This is a genomic window from Paenibacillus sp. LPE1-1-1.1, from assembly GCF_040676435.1.
Classification (GTDB): domain Bacteria; phylum Bacillota; class Bacilli; order Paenibacillales; family Paenibacillaceae; genus Pristimantibacillus.
In genome coordinates this window covers 1037989-1054136 of the sequence record NZ_JBEGHY010000023.1, presented here as the reverse complement: position 1 = coordinate 1054136, position 16148 = coordinate 1037989, and the positions used below count along the sequence as shown (strand labels likewise).

The following is a 16148-nucleotide window of genomic DNA, read 5'->3' as shown; positions in this document are numbered from 1 at the left end:
AAAGGTTGGTGAAGCTTTCTTTTGCGCCAAACATGCTAACTCGTCCGAAGGATGCTTTAGCCGTTTAAGCGGTTATCCTGCTTAGGCTTGAGCCGAAAGGGCATTAAGTCTTTTCGCAAGACGAGATTTTTTGCGGGAAGCCGCATTTTTATGAATCAGGCCTTTAGTTGCTGCTTTGTCCAATTTTTTCGTTGCAGCGATAAGAGCTGCTTTAGCAGCATCTACATCAGTGCCAGCGATAGCTTGGTCAGCAGATTTAACGGCCGAACGAAGTGCGGATTTTTGGGATGCATTCAAAGCACGACGCTTTTCACTTGTTTTAACGCGTTTAATCGCGGATTTAATATTTGGCATGGAATTCACCTCCTAAACTGTTTACAGCGGTTTATAGACATAATAAACCTAGACAACACAACTTAAAATATATTATCATGCCAATGCCCAAAAAGCAATAGCAGTACTCGCGGCATCGAAACAAGCTTGCGGAAGTCCAAAGGTGCTTTCGAGAGTATGAAAATAAACCATCTGCAAACAATAACTTCAGCACATGCGCTTGAAGGGAGAATGAGCAGTGGAGAAAGAGCTTGATTTGCAGAAATACAATGTTAGGACGGATTTGGCCCTTGAGGCGAAAGAAATGGCGGAAGCGCCGCGAGGCGGTCCGATACCCGGCATACAATCTGAAACAACCGAGGATGACGGCATCACGATAACGCAGCTGCATGTACAAAACGAGCAAGGATCTGCGGCAATCGGCAAAATGCAAGGTCATTATGTAACGATAGAGGTGCCGGGCCTGCGTAACGGAGATACCGGCTTGCAAGATCGCGTAGCGACGCAGTTCGCGAAGCATTTTGAAGCATTCCTCGAAAGGCTGTCTATCAATAAAAACGCGAGGGTCCTTATCGTTGGCTTGGGCAACTGGAATGTTACGCCGGATGCGCTGGGGCCGATCGTCGTTGAGAATGTTATGGTTACCCGTCATTATTTCGAGCTCATGCCCGATCAAGTAGCGCCAGGCTATCGCCCTGTAAGCGCGGTGGCGCCTGGCGTGCTGGGCATCACGGGTATAGAGTCCAGCGAGATCGTGCACGGCATCGTGGAGAAAACGAAGCCGGATCTTGTCATTGCCGTCGATGCGCTTGCATCCAAGGCCGTTGAACGGGTGAATACGACGATTCAAATTGCGGATACGGGCATTCATCCGGGATCGGGGATCGGCAATAAACGAAAAGGGCTGACAAAAGAAATTTTAGGCGTTCCGGTCATTGCGATCGGCGTACCGACGGTTGTGTATGCTTCGACTATCGTGAATAACACGCTTGAAATGATGAGCAGCCATTTTAACAAACAAAACGCCAATACCGATCATATTTTAGGCTTGGTTAACCAGATGGAGGAAAACGAACGGCTGCAGCTGGTAAAAGAAGTGCTTAGCCCGCTTGGCCATGATCTTTTGGTTACGCCTAAGGAGATCGATGAATTCATCGAGGATATAGCCAATATCATCGCAAGCGGTCTTAACGCTTCGCTTCACGAGGCCGTAGATACGAACAATGTTGCTGCTTATACCCATTAAAAAATGCATCGCTGGACTGTCTGCAAGCTGACAAAGCTTGCGGACAGTCCTTTTTATTTTGTACGGCTTTGAAGGGTGAATCTATCTTCAGATCATAATTGTCCCTAGCAAAACCCGTTTTCAACTAGGATGACCGAATCTATTACTTCCGATTCATTCATCCGGGCGTGGTTCTATGAACTCTGTCACTCTCATAGATTAATAGTAATTGAGGCCACTGTTACAAAGAAGCGGGAGGTATGACAGCTTATGAAACGAAAGATCATGCTGCTTGATTTTGGAAGAGAAAGTAAACGAATGAGACATTTGCTGGTGACGGGACGTACGTTCGCGTTGCTCTCTTTTTGCTCCATGGTATTTTTTGTCATGCTGGGCATTGCGGGTATGGCGCATCAGCAAACCACAGCATCGCCGGTTAATTCGATGAAAGGATTCGCTGCCGCAGTATCCAGCGGGTTTTTTGGGGATATGCTAGAGATGGAAATGCCTGCTTTCCAAAGCAGCCGCGAAACCGAGTCCTTTACGACGAAGCAGATCAGTTCCTTGCTGATGAGGGCTTTGACGGATATTAATCCTAACGATCCGATGAGCTTGCTTGCGGGCGAATTGCCCGGCTTGAGCGCGAATGACGCTTTTCTCATTCGTAAAGGCATCGGGACAGATACCGCGGTAGGGCCGGAGGACAATGCTCCGATTACCTATGATCCGATTGGAGGGCTGGATGAGGGGGATGGAACCGAGGTTTCAAACGACGGGTCGAATCCGGACAAGGAGCCCGGTCAAACGCCTGTTCCATCGGATAAGCCGGCTGAATCGGATGACAGCGGCAACGACCCGGGAGATAAAGGGGCAGAGGAAAAACCGACGACGGGCGGTTCAAAGGTGGTATTCGTATATCACTCCCATAATCGCGAATCCTGGTATCCCGAGCTGACCGATAAATCGAAGGACCCTAATTCAAGCACCAAAAACATAACGTTAGTCGGCAAGCGACTGGCGGATAAGCTGGAGGAAAACGGTGTAGGCGCGCAGCATTCCGATACGGATTACCCTACGGCCATAAAAAATTACAGATGGGAATTATCCTATAAATATTCGATGAAAACGATTAAGGAAGCGATTGCGAGCAGCAAGGATTTGAAGTTTTTCTTCGATTTGCACCGCGATTCGCAAAAAAGAAAATATACGACGATCGATATAAACGGGAAAAGCTATGCGCAGGTCTATTTTATCATCGGGCATAAAAACCCGAATTGGGAGAAAAACGAAGCATTCGCAACCAAAATCCATGAAGCCTTGGATAAAAAATATCCGGGCATATCACGCGGAATTTGGGGGAAAACTGCCGCTTCGGGCAACGCGGAATATAATCAGTCGCTTGCCGAGGACAACGTGTTGATCGAGGTAGGCGGCGTAGACAATACGCTCGCGGAATCTTACCGGACGGCGGATGCGCTCGCGGAAGTTATTTCGGACATTTACTGGGAGGAAGAAAAGGCGTCGGCAAGCAAGGGGAAAGCCAGCTAACCTTAATTATCATATCAAGAAAGGAACGGTGAGCAGATGAAACGAAATGCGCTGAAATGGACGGTGCTCGGAGGCGCTTTGGCGATCATCGTCATGTACGGCATCGATATGTCATCGCATGGCATTGAAAGGATCTACGGACCGGTTGAAGATGCCGACGAATATACGGAAAACATACAGCCTGAAGTAACCGTGAATCCGAATCCGGAAGAGTCATTCGAGACGGAACAGCAGAAAAAAATAGCCGAGCTTGAAAAAGAGCTCGAAGAGTTAAAGAAAATGGCCTCGCGGGGAGATTCCGAAAATTCGTCCGAGACTGCCGAAAATACATCTGATGTGAATGAGCGCTTGCCGGGCGTACCGCTCCAGGATGATCAGCCTGCAGTGAACCGCATAGCGGATTCGACATCCGGATTGCTCCAAAATATGTCAAGCGAAGGCATCCGGATGGTCGTTTCGATCTTTGACGGCTTAACCAAGTGATAATGAACATTGCTGGTATTCCCCTTAACTGATATAATAGGAGGAATGATTAGCATTATTGGAAATTGTGGGGGTTAGGCATGACTGACGTACGTGACCGACAAAAGAGAATTAGGAATTTTTCCATTATCGCGCATATAGACCACGGAAAATCGACGCTTGCTGACCGGATCTTAGAATTTACCGGTGCGCTAACTTCACGCGAGATGCAAGAGCAAGTGCTTGACCAGATGGATCTGGAGCGGGAGCGCGGGATTACCATCAAGCTGCAAGCCGTTCGTCTTGCTTATATTGCGGATGACGGCATTGAGTATATACTCAACCTGATCGATACGCCTGGACACGTCGATTTTACATACGAGGTTTCCCGAAGTTTGGCGGCTTGCGAAGGCGCGCTGCTCGTTGTTGACGCGGCGCAAGGTATCGAGGCTCAAACGCTGGCGAATGTTTATTTGGCTCTTGATAACAACCTGGAGATCGTTCCGGTGATCAACAAGATCGATTTGCCGAGCGCAGAGCCTGAACGGGTAAAACAGGAAATCGAGGATGTCATCGGTCTTGACGCAAGCGATGCGGTGCTTGCCTCTGCAAAAGCCGGTATCGGCATCAAAGAAATTTTGGAGCAGGTAGTCGCTAAGATGCCTTCGCCGACCGGTGATCCGGACCAGCCGCTTAAAGCGCTTATTTTCGATTCCCACTATGATCCGTACAAGGGCGTTATCGTCTATGTTCGGGTTATGGACGGCAGCATCAGAGCCGGCTCGAAAATTCGTTTCATGGCAACAGGAGCCGAGTTCGAGGTAATAGAGGTAGGAGCCTTCATGCCGCGCATGTCGATCGTGAAGGAGCTTGCGGTCGGCGATGTAGGTTTTGTCGTTGCAGGCATCAAGAATGTTAAGGATACGCGTGTCGGCGATACCGTAACCGAAGCGAAGCGTCCTGCACCGGAGCGCTTGCCGGGCTACCGTCAGATCAACCCGATGGTATTCTGCGGACTGTACCCGATTGAAACGCAGGATTATAACGATTTGCGGGATGCGCTCGAGAAGCTGGAGCTTAACGATGCCTCGCTCAGATATGAACCAGAATCTTCGACGGCGCTCGGCTTTGGCTACCGCTGCGGTTTCCTTGGCCTGCTCCACATGGAAATTATTCAAGAACGAATCGAACGGGAGTTCAATATTCCGCTCATTACGACCGCGCCAAGCGTTATTTACAAAATTACGCTGACGAACGGCGAAACGATGGAGATCGATAATCCATCGAATTATCCGGAAGCCGGAAAGCTCGATTACGTAGAGGAGCCGTTTGTGAAAGCAGCCATTATCGTGCCGAACGATTATGTTGGAGCGATTATGGAGCTTTGCCAGAACAAGCGCGGCGAATTCGTCAACATGGAATATTTGGATACGAACCGCGTTACGCTTACTTACAACGTTCCGCTTTCCGAAATCGTATATGATTTCTTCGACCAGTTGAAATCAAGCACGAAGGGTTATGCTTCATTCGACTACGAGATCAGCGGTTATCGCAGATCCAACCTGGTGAAAATGGATATTATGCTGAACAATGAACAGGTCGATGCATTGTCCGTTATCGTTCATCGTGACCGTGCATACCAACGCGGCAAAGTAATTTGCGAAAAACTGAAAGAGCTGATCCCGCGCCAAATGTTCGAGGTGCCTATCCAGGCATCAATCGGAAATAAAGTAATTTCTCGCGAAACGGTAAAAGCCATGCGTAAAAACGTTCTTGCCAAATGCTACGGCGGCGACATCAGCCGGAAGCGGAAGCTGCTTGAGAAGCAGAAGGAAGGCAAGAAACGTATGAAACAAGTAGGTAGCGTAGAGGTGCCGCAGGAAGCGTTCATGGCGGTACTCAAAATCGGCGAGGATTAAGACGTACGAGGATGAGGGAGGGCGCAGCTCTCCCTTTTTTCTATTGAAATTGATTAATATTTCAATGCGAGACGCGAGCTAACCGCTTAACGGTGGCACCATCCGTTTACGCTTGAAGGAGAAAACTAACGATGACCATTATGCAATCACCGCGCGCTTTATATATACACATCCCGTTTTGCACGAATAAATGCCACTATTGCGACTTCACCTCTTATGTGTTGAAGGGGCAGCCCGTGGATCAGTATCTGGATGCGCTTGAAATGGAAATGCAGCGTACTGTAGCGGAATGGCCTCCTATTGAAATCGATACGGTATTTGTCGGCGGCGGAACGCCTACCGTATTGACGCCACCGCAAATGGAGCGATTCTTGAAGGCGGTTCGCAAGTATTTTCCGCTTGCACCGAATGTTGAATTTACGATGGAAGCCAATCCGGGCACAACGGATATCGACAAGCTGACAGCGATGAAGGAAGGCGGCGTCAACCGTATCAGCTTTGGCGTGCAGTCTTTTGACAACGGCTTGCTCGAAAAAATCGGACGGATCCACAGCGTGGATGATGTTTACCGCAGCATTGAAAATGCGCGAAGCGTCGGCTTCAGCAATTTATCGATCGACTTGATGTTCGGCCTGCCGGGCCAGACGGTCGAGTTATTGCGTGACAGCGTAAATAAAGCGATGGAGCTTGAACTGCCGCATTATTCGATTTATAGTCTGAAAGTTGAAGAAAACACCCTGTTCCATAAGCTGTATGAACGCAATGAGCTTCCTCTGCCTCCGGAGGAGGAGGAATTTAATATGTTCATTTTGCTCATGGAAATGTTGAAATCAAACGGCTACGCTCATTATGAGATCAGCAATTTCGCCAAGCCTGGTTTTGAAAGCCGCCATAATTCCACCTATTGGCGCAATGAGCCTTATTACGGCTTGGGAGCGGGTGCCCATGGTTATGTTAACCGGATGCGTCACGTTAATCTGAAAGGAATTACGCCTTATATTGATGCTGCCGCTGAGAAGCTGCCCCGCTTAGAGCAATTCGAGGTACCGGAGGCTGAAGCGATGGAGGATCTGATGATGGTGGGGCTCAGGCTGCTCGAAGGCGTGCCGGCGTCGCGTTTTTCCAACCAGTTTAAGGGACAAACGCTGGAGCAGAAATTTGGCGATGTGATTGCAAAATTAATGAATGACGGCCTGCTTGAGGCTGAGAATATAGGGAATGACACGATATATCGGCTGACTGACAAAGGCGTGCTGCTGGGCAATGATGTATTTGGTGCTTTTATTGGGTATACCGGCTAAAATTCACTTGAGGAAAAATTCATTATGTTGTATATTTATTCATATTGAATTTGAACTTGCACCGGGTGGAGGCGAAGGTACTAATGCAGGCAGTACAGGTTGTATGCAGAAAAGCGACCTCGGATGATATCGAGACGTTATTTCAACTCATTAAAGGTTATGCGGAGAAAGGCATTATGCTGCCTCGCACTCGGGAAGCGCTCGAGTATATGATCGATACGTTCGTTGTGGCGGAGATCGGGGATGAAGTTGTCGGATGCGGCTCGCTGACGAGACTTGGCAAGGATTTAGTGGAAATTCGTTCGCTCGGTATGTCAGAGGGCTATAAGGGAGTCGGGATCGGAAGCAAACTGGTCGAAGCGCTTATTGAGCAGGCAAAGGAGCAGCAAATTCCGAAAATCATGGCTTTAACGTATGCTGTATCTTTTTTTGAGAAAAACGGCTTTACGGTTGTCGAGAAGGAAATTTTTCCGGAGAAAGTATGGAAGGATTGCGTGAATTGCCCGAAACAGCTGGCTTGCGATGAGATTGCAGTATTAAAAATGCTGAGCTGAACTAAGGAAATATCGTACGAGCAGGCATTATCTTTTTTACCACTATCCCGTTAGCTCATGTGCATGGCTAATGGTGAAGTGGTTTTTTTATGCGGTTCGATGGGAGGGATCCGTTCAACTAGCGCAGATACTAGCAGTTGCAGAAGCAGAACGCCAGGATTTCGGGAGTGTCATACGTCCCGATAGGTCTTGATAGTAAAAAGCTGCGTTTTGGTATATAGTCAGTGTAGGTGTTTATTGTAATATAGAGGAGAAATAATAATGAGCGAAAAGAAAAACCAATTGACTGCAGTAGAAGATAAGCTGAAGCATGTCACCACGGTGTTGCTGAAAAAATGGGCAGGCTTAAGCGGATTTTACGGATTTAAGGCTATGGAGTATGATGAGATCTTTGCTTTGCTAAACACAAACGGCTGGAAAGTAATCATAGATGACACGGCATCACCGAATCGGATCGTCGAGCTGTACCAAGGCGAGAAACGGGTTAGAAAAGAAAAATTTGCTGTAGACGAAGCTGGCAAAGTGCATAAAGTATAATGCGGCTTTTTTTGAAAAGGAGATATTCCTTTTCTATGCAGACCATGCTGTGTGAGCATGTGCTTGGAACATGAAAAATGGCAGCAGCTGCTTGGACGAGCAGGCTCCCATCAATGAAGGCGTACAAAAATGCCGAACCGACTTGACAATCGACAAGCTGGTTTGGTATTTTTGTAGTAATGATTAGCACTCGATTCGATTGAGTGCTAACGATGGTAAACTGAAATAACGGTGAAGACATTTAGGTAGGGGGAATTCGAATGCTGACGGAACGACAAAGGATGATTTTGCATGCAATTGTGGATGATTATATTCGCTCGGCTGAACCGGTCGGCTCACGCAGTATTTCGAAGCGCGGCGACGTTGGGTTCAGCCCCGCAACGATTCGCAATGAAATGGCGGATCTTGAAGAGCTGGGTTTCCTTGAACAGCCGCACACGTCGGCAGGACGTGTCCCATCGACCAAGGGCTACCGTTATTATGTCGACCATTTAGTGAAGCTTAGCGAAGTGGATGAAAACGACATTGGCATGGTTCGCTCGTTCGTTACGGACAAAATGAATCAAATGGAGCAAGTCATCCAGCAAACGGCGATGATCCTATCCAATTTGACCAATTATACTTCCATTTTGCTTGGACCGGAAATGTTCAGCACAACGCTGAAGCATTTTGGACTAGTGCCGCTTGATCAAACTTCGGCAGTCGCCATTATCGTAACCAACACTGGACATGTTGAAAATCGGACGATCTCGATTCCTGACGGCCTCAAAATGGAGGATATGGAAAAGGTCGTTAACATTTTGAACACCAAATTGGTGGGCGTACCGCTTGTCCGGTTAAGATCAAAGCTTTACACCGAAGTTGGGCAAGAGCTTGAACGGCATGTTGATCATTACGAACAGCTGCTGCAGGTACTGGACCATGCGCTGCAGAGCGAAGATGAGCATCGGATCTTCCTCGGCGGAACGACAAACATGCTTACCCAGCCTGAGTTCAAGGATGTTGACAAAGTAAAAACGATTTTGGATCTGCTTGACGAGACCCCGGCTATAATGAAAATGTTTACCGGTCTTCCGTCAGGTATACAAGTACGTATCGGGACAGAGAATGACCATAAGGCAATTAGCGATTGCAGTCTTATTACGGCAACCTATGCTATTGATGGCCAATCGCTGGGAACGATCGGCATTCTTGGACCTACACGAATGGAATACGGCAAAGTTATCAGTCTCTTGGATATGATCTCCAAGGATATGGCGGTGCTTCTCGGCCGCTGGTATAAATAGTTTTTATGCCGATGCAACCGTGCCAACTTCAATTCGTAATTTTTAAGGAGGTGATTGCATGAGTACGAAAGAGCAACATAATGAAGCGGTTGAAGCTGCGGAAGAAGTGGTATCTGCTGAGCAATCAGAGCAAGCATCCGAAGTCCTAGAAGAGGATACGCGTTATGCGGATCTTGTGAAGCAAGCGGAAGAAAGTCAGCAGCGTTTCTTGCGCGCGCAAGCGGATTTCGACAATTTCCGCCGCCGCACAATGAAGGAAAAAGAAGAACTCGGACAGTACGCATCGATGAAGCTGATTGGTCAGCTGCTGCCGGTTGTAGATAATTTTGAACGCGCGGTTGCCGCTGCCTCCGTTAATGGTGATTTTGAATCGCTTGCGAAAGGCGTGGATATGATTTTCCGCCAATTGGAGCAGACGCTGGAGCAGGAAGGCCTTAAAGCCATGAACGTTGTCGGCGAGCCTTTCAATCCGGAGTTCCACCAAGCTATTATGCAAGTCGAATCCGATGAGCATGAAGAAGGCATCGTAGTGGAAGAAGTACAGAAAGGCTATATCTTGAAAGACAAGGTATTGCGGCCTGCAATGGTGAAAGTTAGCAGCTAAGCTGCAATGATTTTATACGATAATGTGGCGCAGTCAGCTGATGTCCCGTTAAATACAAATGGATCTGGGAGGAAAAATAGCTATGAGTAAAGTAATTGGTATTGACCTTGGTACAACAAACTCTTGCGTAGCAGTAATGGAGGGCGGCGAAGCTGTCGTTATCCCTAACCCGGAAGGCAACCGTACGACACCTTCGGTAGTAGGTTTCAAAAAGGATGGCGAGCGTGTTGTCGGCGAAACGGCAAAACGTCAAGCGATCACAAACCCTGATCGTACGATCAGCTCGATCAAACGCCATATCGGTACGAATCACAAAGAAAAAATCGACGATAAAGACTATACGCCGCAAGAGATTTCTGCAATCATTTTGCAAAAATTGAAATCCGATGCGGAAGCATACTTAGGTCAACCGGTAACGCAAGCGGTAATTACGGTTCCGGCATATTTCAACGACAGCCAGCGCCAAGCAACAAAAGACGCTGGTAAAATTGCCGGTCTTGAAGTTCTTCGTATCGTAAACGAACCAACGGCTGCAGCACTGGCATACGGACTTGAGAAAACGGAAGACCAAACGATTCTTGTTTATGACCTTGGCGGCGGTACTTTTGACGTATCCATTCTTGAGCTAGGCGATGGATTCTTCGAAGTTAAAGCGACAAGCGGCGACAACAAGCTGGGCGGCGATGATTTTGACCAAGTTATTATCGACCACCTGGTTGCCGAGTTCAAAAAGGATCAAGGCATTGACCTTTCCAAAGACAAAGCGGCTGTTCAACGTCTGAAAGATGCGGCTGAGAAAGCGAAAAAAGAGCTTTCCGGTACGTTGACATCTGCAATCTCGCTGCCATTTATTACAATGGTTGACGGCGTTCCGCAGCATTTGGAGCTCAGCCTTACCCGCGCAAAATTCGAAGAGCTTGCTGCCGCACTCGTAGAGCGTACGCTTGGACCTACTCGCCAAGCGCTTAGCGATGCCGGCATGACTTCTAACGATATCGATAAAGTTGTGCTTGTAGGCGGATCTACTCGTATTCCGGCCGTACAAGAAGCGGTTAAAAAATTGATCGGCAAAGATCCGCATAAAGGCGTTAACCCGGACGAGGTTGTTGCTCTTGGCGCAGCTGTTCAAGCGGGCGTTCTAACTGGCGACGTGAAGGACGTTGTATTGCTTGACGTAACTCCATTGTCCCTTGGTATCGAAACAGCCGGCGGCGTGTTCACGAAAATGATCGACCGCAACACGACAATTCCTACGAGCAAATCCCAAGTGTACTCCACTTACGCGGACAATCAGCCTGGCGTTGAAATTCACGTATTGCAAGGCGAGCGTTCGATGGCTGCAGGCAACAAAACGCTTGGCCGTTTTACATTGAACGATATTCCTCTTGCTCCGCGCGGCGTGCCGCAAATCGAGGTTACTTTCGATATCGATGCCAATGGTATCGTTAACGTATCTGCCCTTGATAAAGGAACAGGCAAGAGCCAAAAAATTACGATTACTTCCTCAAGCGGCTTGAGCGAGGATGAAATCAATCAAATGATGAAGGATGCTGAGCTGAACGCTGAAGAAGACCGCAAACGCCGCGATCTTGTAGAAGCTAAAAACAGCGCTGACCAATTGATCTACTCCGTTGACAAAACGATTAAAGATCTTGGCGATAAAGTAGATGCTTCTGAAATTGAAAAAGCGAACGTTGCCAAAGAAAAAGTAACCGCAGCGCTGGCGACGGACGATCTTGAACAAATCAATAAAGCAGCCGAAGAGCTGACTGAAATCGTTCAACAGCTTTCTGTGAAGCTTTATGAACAAGCAGCGCAAGCTGGCGAAGGCGCAGAGCCTGATGCAGGTTCCGCTAAAGGAAAAGATAATGTAGTCGATGCTGATTATGAAGTGGTTGACGACAATAAATAAAGTGTAGCGAGCGAGAGGTCAAAGACAGGCGCTACCTGGCTTTGACCTCCTTTCGTGCGCATATGCGCAAGGAATCATATGATAGATAGCGGAGGTGAGAACAGGTGGCAAGCAAACGCGATTATTATGAGGTGCTGGGCGTAGGCAAGGACGCTTCGGCAGACGAAATTAAAAAGTCTTACCGCAAGCTCGCGAGGGAGTTTCATCCCGATGTGAACAAGGCTGCGGATGCGGAGACAAAGTTCAAGGAAGTGAAGGAAGCGTACGACGTCTTAAGTGATGACGGCAAACGCTCGACGTATGACCGGTTCGGCCATGTTGATCCGAACCAAGGCATGGGCGGCGGAGGCGGCGGTGATTTCGGCGGCGGCTTTGGCGATATTTTCGACATGTTTTTCGGCGGAGGCGGCGGACGCCGCGACCCGAACGCGCCGCAGCGCGGTAACGATCTGCAATATACGATGACTGTCGAATTTAAGGAAGCCGTTTTTGGCAAGGAAACCGAAATTACGATTCCGCGCACAGAAACCTGCGATACCTGTCATGGCGACGGAGCTAAGCCGGGCACTAAACCGGAAACCTGTTCGGTATGTAAAGGCAGCGGACAGCAGGAGGTTGTTCAAAATACGCCGTTCGGCCGTATGGTCAACCGCCGCGCTTGTACGAATTGCAGCGGCACGGGCCGCGTAATTAAAGATAAATGTACGACTTGTCACGGCGCCGGCAAAGTGAAGCGTCAACGCAAAATCAATATCCGAATTCCAGCGGGCGTAGACGACGGCGCGCAAATTCGGATGTCGGGCGAAGGCGAAGGCGGACTTCGCGGCGGACCTGCAGGCGATTTGTATATTGTCATTCGCGTGAAGCCTCATGAGTTCTTCGAGCGTGAAGGCGATGATATTTATTGCGAGGTACCGTTAACTTTCGTTCAGGCAGCGCTTGGGGATGAAATCGAGATTCCTACGCTAACGGAGAAGATTAAGCTGAAGGTGCCGGCAGGCACGCAAACCGGCACGTACTTTAGGCTTAAAGGCAAAGGTGTTCCTAAGCTTCGCGGCTATGGCCAGGGCGATCAGCATGTGAAGGTTACCATTGTAACGCCGACAAGCCTAACGGATGACCAGAAGGAGCTGCTTCGCCAGTTTGGCGGTTTAAGCGGCGATGCGGTCTCTAACGACCAAGAGCATCATGAATCTATATTTGAGAAAATGAAAAAGGCGTTCCGCGGTGAATAACCCGGCACGTCTTTTTTTCTTTTTTTGTCCTGTATAGATTTTGTCGGACAAACATATTCTATTCGGGTAGGAAAACCATACATCTACAAACATCGGAGGTAATTTAACAATGACAGAGAACAACAATTTGGAAAAGCAAAACTTTGGTAACTTGCCTGTAGGAAAAAATGAAGATGTGGAGTTTTCCGAGGAGCTTGCAGACGAAGCTGACCGCAAAGCCGCTCAGCGTGCCGCTGCTGCCGACCAGCGCAACGAGCAGGAATAATGAGCCAAATTGAAATTCAAGCATCCTTTGAGGGTGAAGGTGCTGCTCAGGAAGCATGGCGTAAGCTTCAAGCCTTACGCGCGGTTGAAGTCAACGGCCTGCTGGACAGCGGTTTGTTGACGGCTACCGTGGACGAGAGCGTCGCTGAACGGGCGCTGCATCTTATCTCGCAAATAGGCGGCAATGCCAATACCACATTGAATGAACAATAAAGAGACTGCAGGCGTAAAAGCCTGCAGTCTCTTTGACGTCACGATCACAATTGAAAATCGGTACTATTGTATCATTTTTTTGTGTAAAGGCACTACTCTGGTGTACAATAGATGTTAGGTTTTTAAAGCGAAACGTTTGTCTTGCCGATTGCGGTCGGCAGTGGCCGTTTACGATTGTTACTGGAGGAAATTACATATGAAATGGCATGAAATTACGATCTCGACAACGGAAGAAGCGCAAGAGATGATATCGAACTTTTTGCATGAACTCGGTGCGGGAGGCGTATCGATCGAAGAATCGGGAACTTTGAACAAGCAGCGCGACACGTCCCTTGGGCAGTGGTATGAGCTTCCGCTTAATGATATTCCAGAAGGCCAAGCGATAATCAAAGGCTATTTTGGAGAAGACACAGATACGGATGCCTTAATCGCAGAGATCAGGCCGCGTGTAGAGGAGCTTCGTGAGTTTGACATCGATCCCGGTAACGTAGAATACTCGGCGCTCGTGGTAGACGATGAGGATTGGGCAACGGCATGGAAGCAGTATTTCAAGCCGCTCCGTATTTCGGACACGCTGACGATTAAGCCGACATGGGAAGTCTACGAGGCTGGTCCGGATGAGCGGATTATTGAACTGGATCCGGGTATGGCGTTCGGTACTGGCACGCATCCTACGACAGCGCTATGCCTGCAGACGCTTGAGTCGGTGATCCGCGGCGGAGAAGAAGTCATCGATGTCGGAACGGGTTCCGGTATTCTCGCGATCGGCGCTTGCCGTTTGGGAGCAAAAAGCGTGCTTGCGCTTGACCTTGATCCTATTGCCGTAACGAGCGCTACTGAGAACGTTAAGCTCAACGATCTTTCGGAGCAAGTAGAAGTAAGGCTGAGCGACTTGCTCGGCGTAATCAAGGAAGGCCAAACAGGAGAAGGAAATGGCTCCGCATTGGCTTCTACCGCGGTTACGGTGCCTGTCGATTTGGTCGTAGCAAATATTTTGGCAGAAATCATCCTGCTCTTTGTTGACGATGTATACGCCGCGCTAAAGCCGAATGGCATTTACATTGCTTCCGGGGTCTACAAGAACAAGGAGACCGATGTGGAAGAAGGATTGATTCGCTCAGGCTTTGAAATTATCGAGAAGCGCCGCGATGAGGAATGGATCGCATTCGTAGCGAGAAAGCCGCAGGTGATTTAATGGATTTGCAAAGTTTTTTGCGATTTCCACTTGAAGATTTGCCGTTTATCGTATTAGCCTTGATCATTGCATTTACAGTGCATGAGTTCGCTCATGCCTATAGTGCTTATAAATTCGGTGACGACACCGCCTATAATGCCGGCCGGGTTACGCTTAATCCGCGAGTGCACTTAGACGTCTTAGGTACACTTTTAATTCTCATCGCCGGCTTCGGATGGGCAAAGCCGGTTCCGGTGAATCCGAGTAAATTCAGCAGTCCGCGATTAATGAGCATCATTGTAACGGTGGTAGGGCCGTTAAGTAACTTATTGCTAGGGATAATTGGCGTATTTATTTATGTCGGGCTAGATGCAGCGGGTGTAATGGAATCAAGCTCACCGGGCGTAAGCCTAGCGATCCAACGATTTTTCAGTTATTTTATCTCTTATAACTTTTTGTTATTTATATTCAATCTGATTCCATTGCCGCCGCTTGACGGATATCGTATTATCTCTGATCTTATGCCGCTTAAAATTCGGTATAAAATGGATCAAAACGTCCAATGGGGAATGTTCATTTTCCTGTTGATTGTGTTCATACCGCCACTTCGCCGTGTTACGCTGGACCCTATCTTGTCGATTGGGAACACAATGGCGGGCAACACGTTAAGAATGGCTTATGAACTGTTTTTCTAGAAATTGCCATGTTTACGGATGAGCTGGCAACCCTTTCTGATAGATTTATGGAAGATAAACATGCTATTATGAAGGATGGAATTTGTTTAAGGGTGGTTGGAAAACAAAAATGCAACGATATTTTGTAGCGGCGGAGCAGTTTGGCGACTCCAAAGTCCGCATTGTTGGCGAGGATGCGCATCATGCCGTCCGTGTCATGCGAACGAAACCGGGCGATAAGTTCATCGTCAGCGATGGACAGTCACGTACGGCGCTTGTATCTGTTTTAGAAGCAACGCCTTCCATTATTAAGGCTGAAATTGTCGAGATGCTGGATAACGGCAGCGAACCGGAATGGGCTGTAACCATTGCACAGAGCTTGCCCAAAGCCGATAAGATGGAGCTTGTGATTCAGAAAGGAACGGAGATCGGCGCTTTTGCGTTTATTCCTTTTCAGTCGGAACGCATGATCGTGCAGTACGATGCCAAGAAGGAAGCCAAACGTATCGAACGCTGGAGCAAAATAGCGAAGGAAGCGGCAGAACAAGCGCATCGCAGCCGTATTCCTGACATCGAGCCGGTGCACAGCTGGCGCGAGCTAATGAAATCTGCAGCGGAGTATGATCTGGTTTTGTTTTGCTACGAGCGTGAAGGGCATCTTGCCCATGGCAGAGGTATCCGAACGGCGGTTCAACAGTGGGCTTCGCGCATCGACGCGGTCAGCAATCCGAAAGTGCTGCTAATCGTCGGTTCCGAGGGCGGCTTCACCGACCGTGAGGCGGCAGAAGCAGAAGCGGCAGGAGCCGTATTAGTCGGATTGGGCAGACGGATATTACGAACGGAAACAGCGGGGATCGTAGGATTAACCTGCTTACTATATGAATCCGGAGAAATGGGAGGAGCGTAA

The 16148-nt window shown here is 48.4% G+C and carries 17 protein-coding genes; 16 read left to right on the top strand and 1 reads right to left on the bottom strand.

From position 1 onward, the window contains the following. Nucleotides 1–81: 81 nt before the first annotated feature. Nucleotides 82–354 (bottom strand): 30S ribosomal protein S20, encoded by a 273-nt coding sequence (gene rpsT, locus MRBLPE1_RS21705; RefSeq protein WP_053376847.1) that lies wholly within the window; start codon nt 352–354, stop codon nt 82–84. 217 nt (nt 355–571) lie between these two features. Here rpsT and gpr point away from each other — a divergent pair, with 217 nt between their 5' ends. The 16 genes from gpr (at nt 572) to MRBLPE1_RS21625 (ending at nt 16148) form a co-directional block, all read left to right on the top strand. Next, a complete protein-coding gene (gpr, locus tag MRBLPE1_RS21700; protein ID WP_364149294.1) occupies nt 572–1579 on the top strand; it encodes a GPR endopeptidase in 1008 nt (335 codons plus the stop codon). A gap of 249 nt (nt 1580–1828) precedes the next feature. Then, on the top strand, nt 1829–3106 hold the full coding sequence (gene spoIIP, locus MRBLPE1_RS21695) for a stage II sporulation protein P (RefSeq protein WP_364149292.1): 1278 nt from the start codon (nt 1829–1831) through the stop codon (nt 3104–3106). 36 nt (nt 3107–3142) lie between these two features. Next, nucleotides 3143–3589 (top strand): hypothetical protein, encoded by a 447-nt coding sequence (locus MRBLPE1_RS21690; RefSeq protein ID WP_364149290.1) that lies wholly within the window; start codon nt 3143–3145, stop codon nt 3587–3589. Between the two features lie 80 nt (nt 3590–3669). After that, nucleotides 3670–5487: a translation elongation factor 4 gene (lepA, locus tag MRBLPE1_RS21685; RefSeq protein ID WP_364149288.1), complete on the top strand. Its 1818-nt coding sequence runs from the start codon at nt 3670–3672 to the stop codon at nt 5485–5487. Nucleotides 5488–5618: 131 nt separating this feature from the next. Continuing rightward, on the top strand, nt 5619–6788 hold the full coding sequence (gene hemW, locus MRBLPE1_RS21680; RefSeq protein ID WP_364149286.1) for a radical SAM family heme chaperone HemW: 1170 nt from the start codon (nt 5619–5621) through the stop codon (nt 6786–6788). Between the two features lie 83 nt (nt 6789–6871). After that, nucleotides 6872–7342, top strand: a complete 471-nt coding sequence (locus MRBLPE1_RS21675; protein ID WP_364149284.1) for an N-acetyltransferase — start codon at nt 6872–6874, stop codon at nt 7340–7342. Nucleotides 7343–7603: 261 nt separating this feature from the next. Then, a complete protein-coding gene (locus MRBLPE1_RS21670; protein ID WP_364149282.1) occupies nt 7604–7879 on the top strand; it encodes a hypothetical protein in 276 nt (91 codons plus the stop codon). 260 nt (nt 7880–8139) lie between these two features. After that, nucleotides 8140–9165, top strand: coding sequence for a heat-inducible transcriptional repressor HrcA (hrcA, locus tag MRBLPE1_RS21665; protein WP_364149280.1), 1026 nt, complete (start codon nt 8140–8142; stop codon nt 9163–9165). A 58-nt stretch (nt 9166–9223) separates the two neighbouring features. After that, nucleotides 9224–9769 carry a nucleotide exchange factor GrpE gene (gene grpE / locus MRBLPE1_RS21660; RefSeq protein ID WP_364149279.1) on the top strand — a complete coding sequence of 182 codons (546 nt, stop codon included), beginning with the start codon at nt 9224–9226 and terminating at the stop codon, nt 9767–9769. A gap of 82 nt (nt 9770–9851) precedes the next feature. After that, nucleotides 9852–11681: a molecular chaperone DnaK gene (dnaK, locus tag MRBLPE1_RS21655; RefSeq protein WP_364149278.1), complete on the top strand. Its 1830-nt coding sequence runs from the start codon at nt 9852–9854 to the stop codon at nt 11679–11681. Nucleotides 11682–11785: 104 nt separating this feature from the next. Further along, nucleotides 11786–12916 carry a molecular chaperone DnaJ gene (gene dnaJ / locus MRBLPE1_RS21650; protein WP_364149277.1) on the top strand — a complete coding sequence of 377 codons (1131 nt, stop codon included), beginning with the start codon at nt 11786–11788 and terminating at the stop codon, nt 12914–12916. 109 nt (nt 12917–13025) lie between these two features. After that, nucleotides 13026–13181, top strand: coding sequence for a YfhD family protein (locus MRBLPE1_RS21645; RefSeq protein ID WP_364149275.1), 156 nt, complete (start codon nt 13026–13028; stop codon nt 13179–13181). Then, entirely contained in the window at nt 13181–13393 is a 213-nt protein-coding gene (locus MRBLPE1_RS21640; protein ID WP_364149274.1) for a hypothetical protein, read from the top strand. The genes MRBLPE1_RS21645 and MRBLPE1_RS21640 overlap by 1 nt, the downstream gene beginning before the upstream one ends. 196 nt (nt 13394–13589) lie before the next feature. Continuing rightward, complete coding sequence (gene prmA, locus MRBLPE1_RS21635; protein WP_364149272.1) at nt 13590–14588, top strand: 50S ribosomal protein L11 methyltransferase; 999 nt, start codon at nt 13590–13592, stop codon at nt 14586–14588. Next, complete coding sequence (locus MRBLPE1_RS21630; RefSeq protein WP_364149270.1) at nt 14588–15262, top strand: site-2 protease family protein; 675 nt, start codon at nt 14588–14590, stop codon at nt 15260–15262. The genes prmA and MRBLPE1_RS21630 overlap by 1 nt, the downstream gene beginning before the upstream one ends. Before the next feature lie 109 nt (nt 15263–15371). Next, a complete protein-coding gene (locus MRBLPE1_RS21625; RefSeq protein WP_364149268.1) occupies nt 15372–16148 on the top strand; it encodes an RsmE family RNA methyltransferase in 777 nt (258 codons plus the stop codon).

Coding starts and splice junctions, on each gene's coding strand:
- grpE (WP_364149279.1), top strand. CDS start 9,224: ATGAGTACGAAAGAGCAACATAATGAAGCGGTTGAAGCTGCGGAAGAA.
- MRBLPE1_RS21670 (WP_364149282.1), top strand. CDS start 7,604: ATGAGCGAAAAGAAAAACCAATTGACTGCAGTAGAAGATAAGCTGAAG.
- rpsT (WP_053376847.1), bottom strand. CDS start 354: ATGCCAAATATTAAATCCGCGATTAAACGCGTTAAAACAAGTGAAAAG.
- lepA (WP_364149288.1), top strand. CDS start 3,670: ATGACTGACGTACGTGACCGACAAAAGAGAATTAGGAATTTTTCCATT.
- MRBLPE1_RS21640 (WP_364149274.1), top strand. CDS start 13,181: ATGAGCCAAATTGAAATTCAAGCATCCTTTGAGGGTGAAGGTGCTGCT.
- hrcA (WP_364149280.1), top strand. CDS start 8,140: ATGCTGACGGAACGACAAAGGATGATTTTGCATGCAATTGTGGATGAT.
- MRBLPE1_RS21645 (WP_364149275.1), top strand. CDS start 13,026: ATGACAGAGAACAACAATTTGGAAAAGCAAAACTTTGGTAACTTGCCT.
- MRBLPE1_RS21690 (WP_364149290.1), top strand. CDS start 3,143: ATGAAACGAAATGCGCTGAAATGGACGGTGCTCGGAGGCGCTTTGGCG.
- spoIIP (WP_364149292.1), top strand. CDS start 1,829: ATGAAACGAAAGATCATGCTGCTTGATTTTGGAAGAGAAAGTAAACGA.
- hemW (WP_364149286.1), top strand. CDS start 5,619: ATGACCATTATGCAATCACCGCGCGCTTTATATATACACATCCCGTTT.
- dnaK (WP_364149278.1), top strand. CDS start 9,852: ATGAGTAAAGTAATTGGTATTGACCTTGGTACAACAAACTCTTGCGTA.
- MRBLPE1_RS21630 (WP_364149270.1), top strand. CDS start 14,588: ATGGATTTGCAAAGTTTTTTGCGATTTCCACTTGAAGATTTGCCGTTT.
- MRBLPE1_RS21675 (WP_364149284.1), top strand. CDS start 6,872: ATGCAGGCAGTACAGGTTGTATGCAGAAAAGCGACCTCGGATGATATC.
- prmA (WP_364149272.1), top strand. CDS start 13,590: ATGAAATGGCATGAAATTACGATCTCGACAACGGAAGAAGCGCAAGAG.
- MRBLPE1_RS21625 (WP_364149268.1), top strand. CDS start 15,372: ATGCAACGATATTTTGTAGCGGCGGAGCAGTTTGGCGACTCCAAAGTC.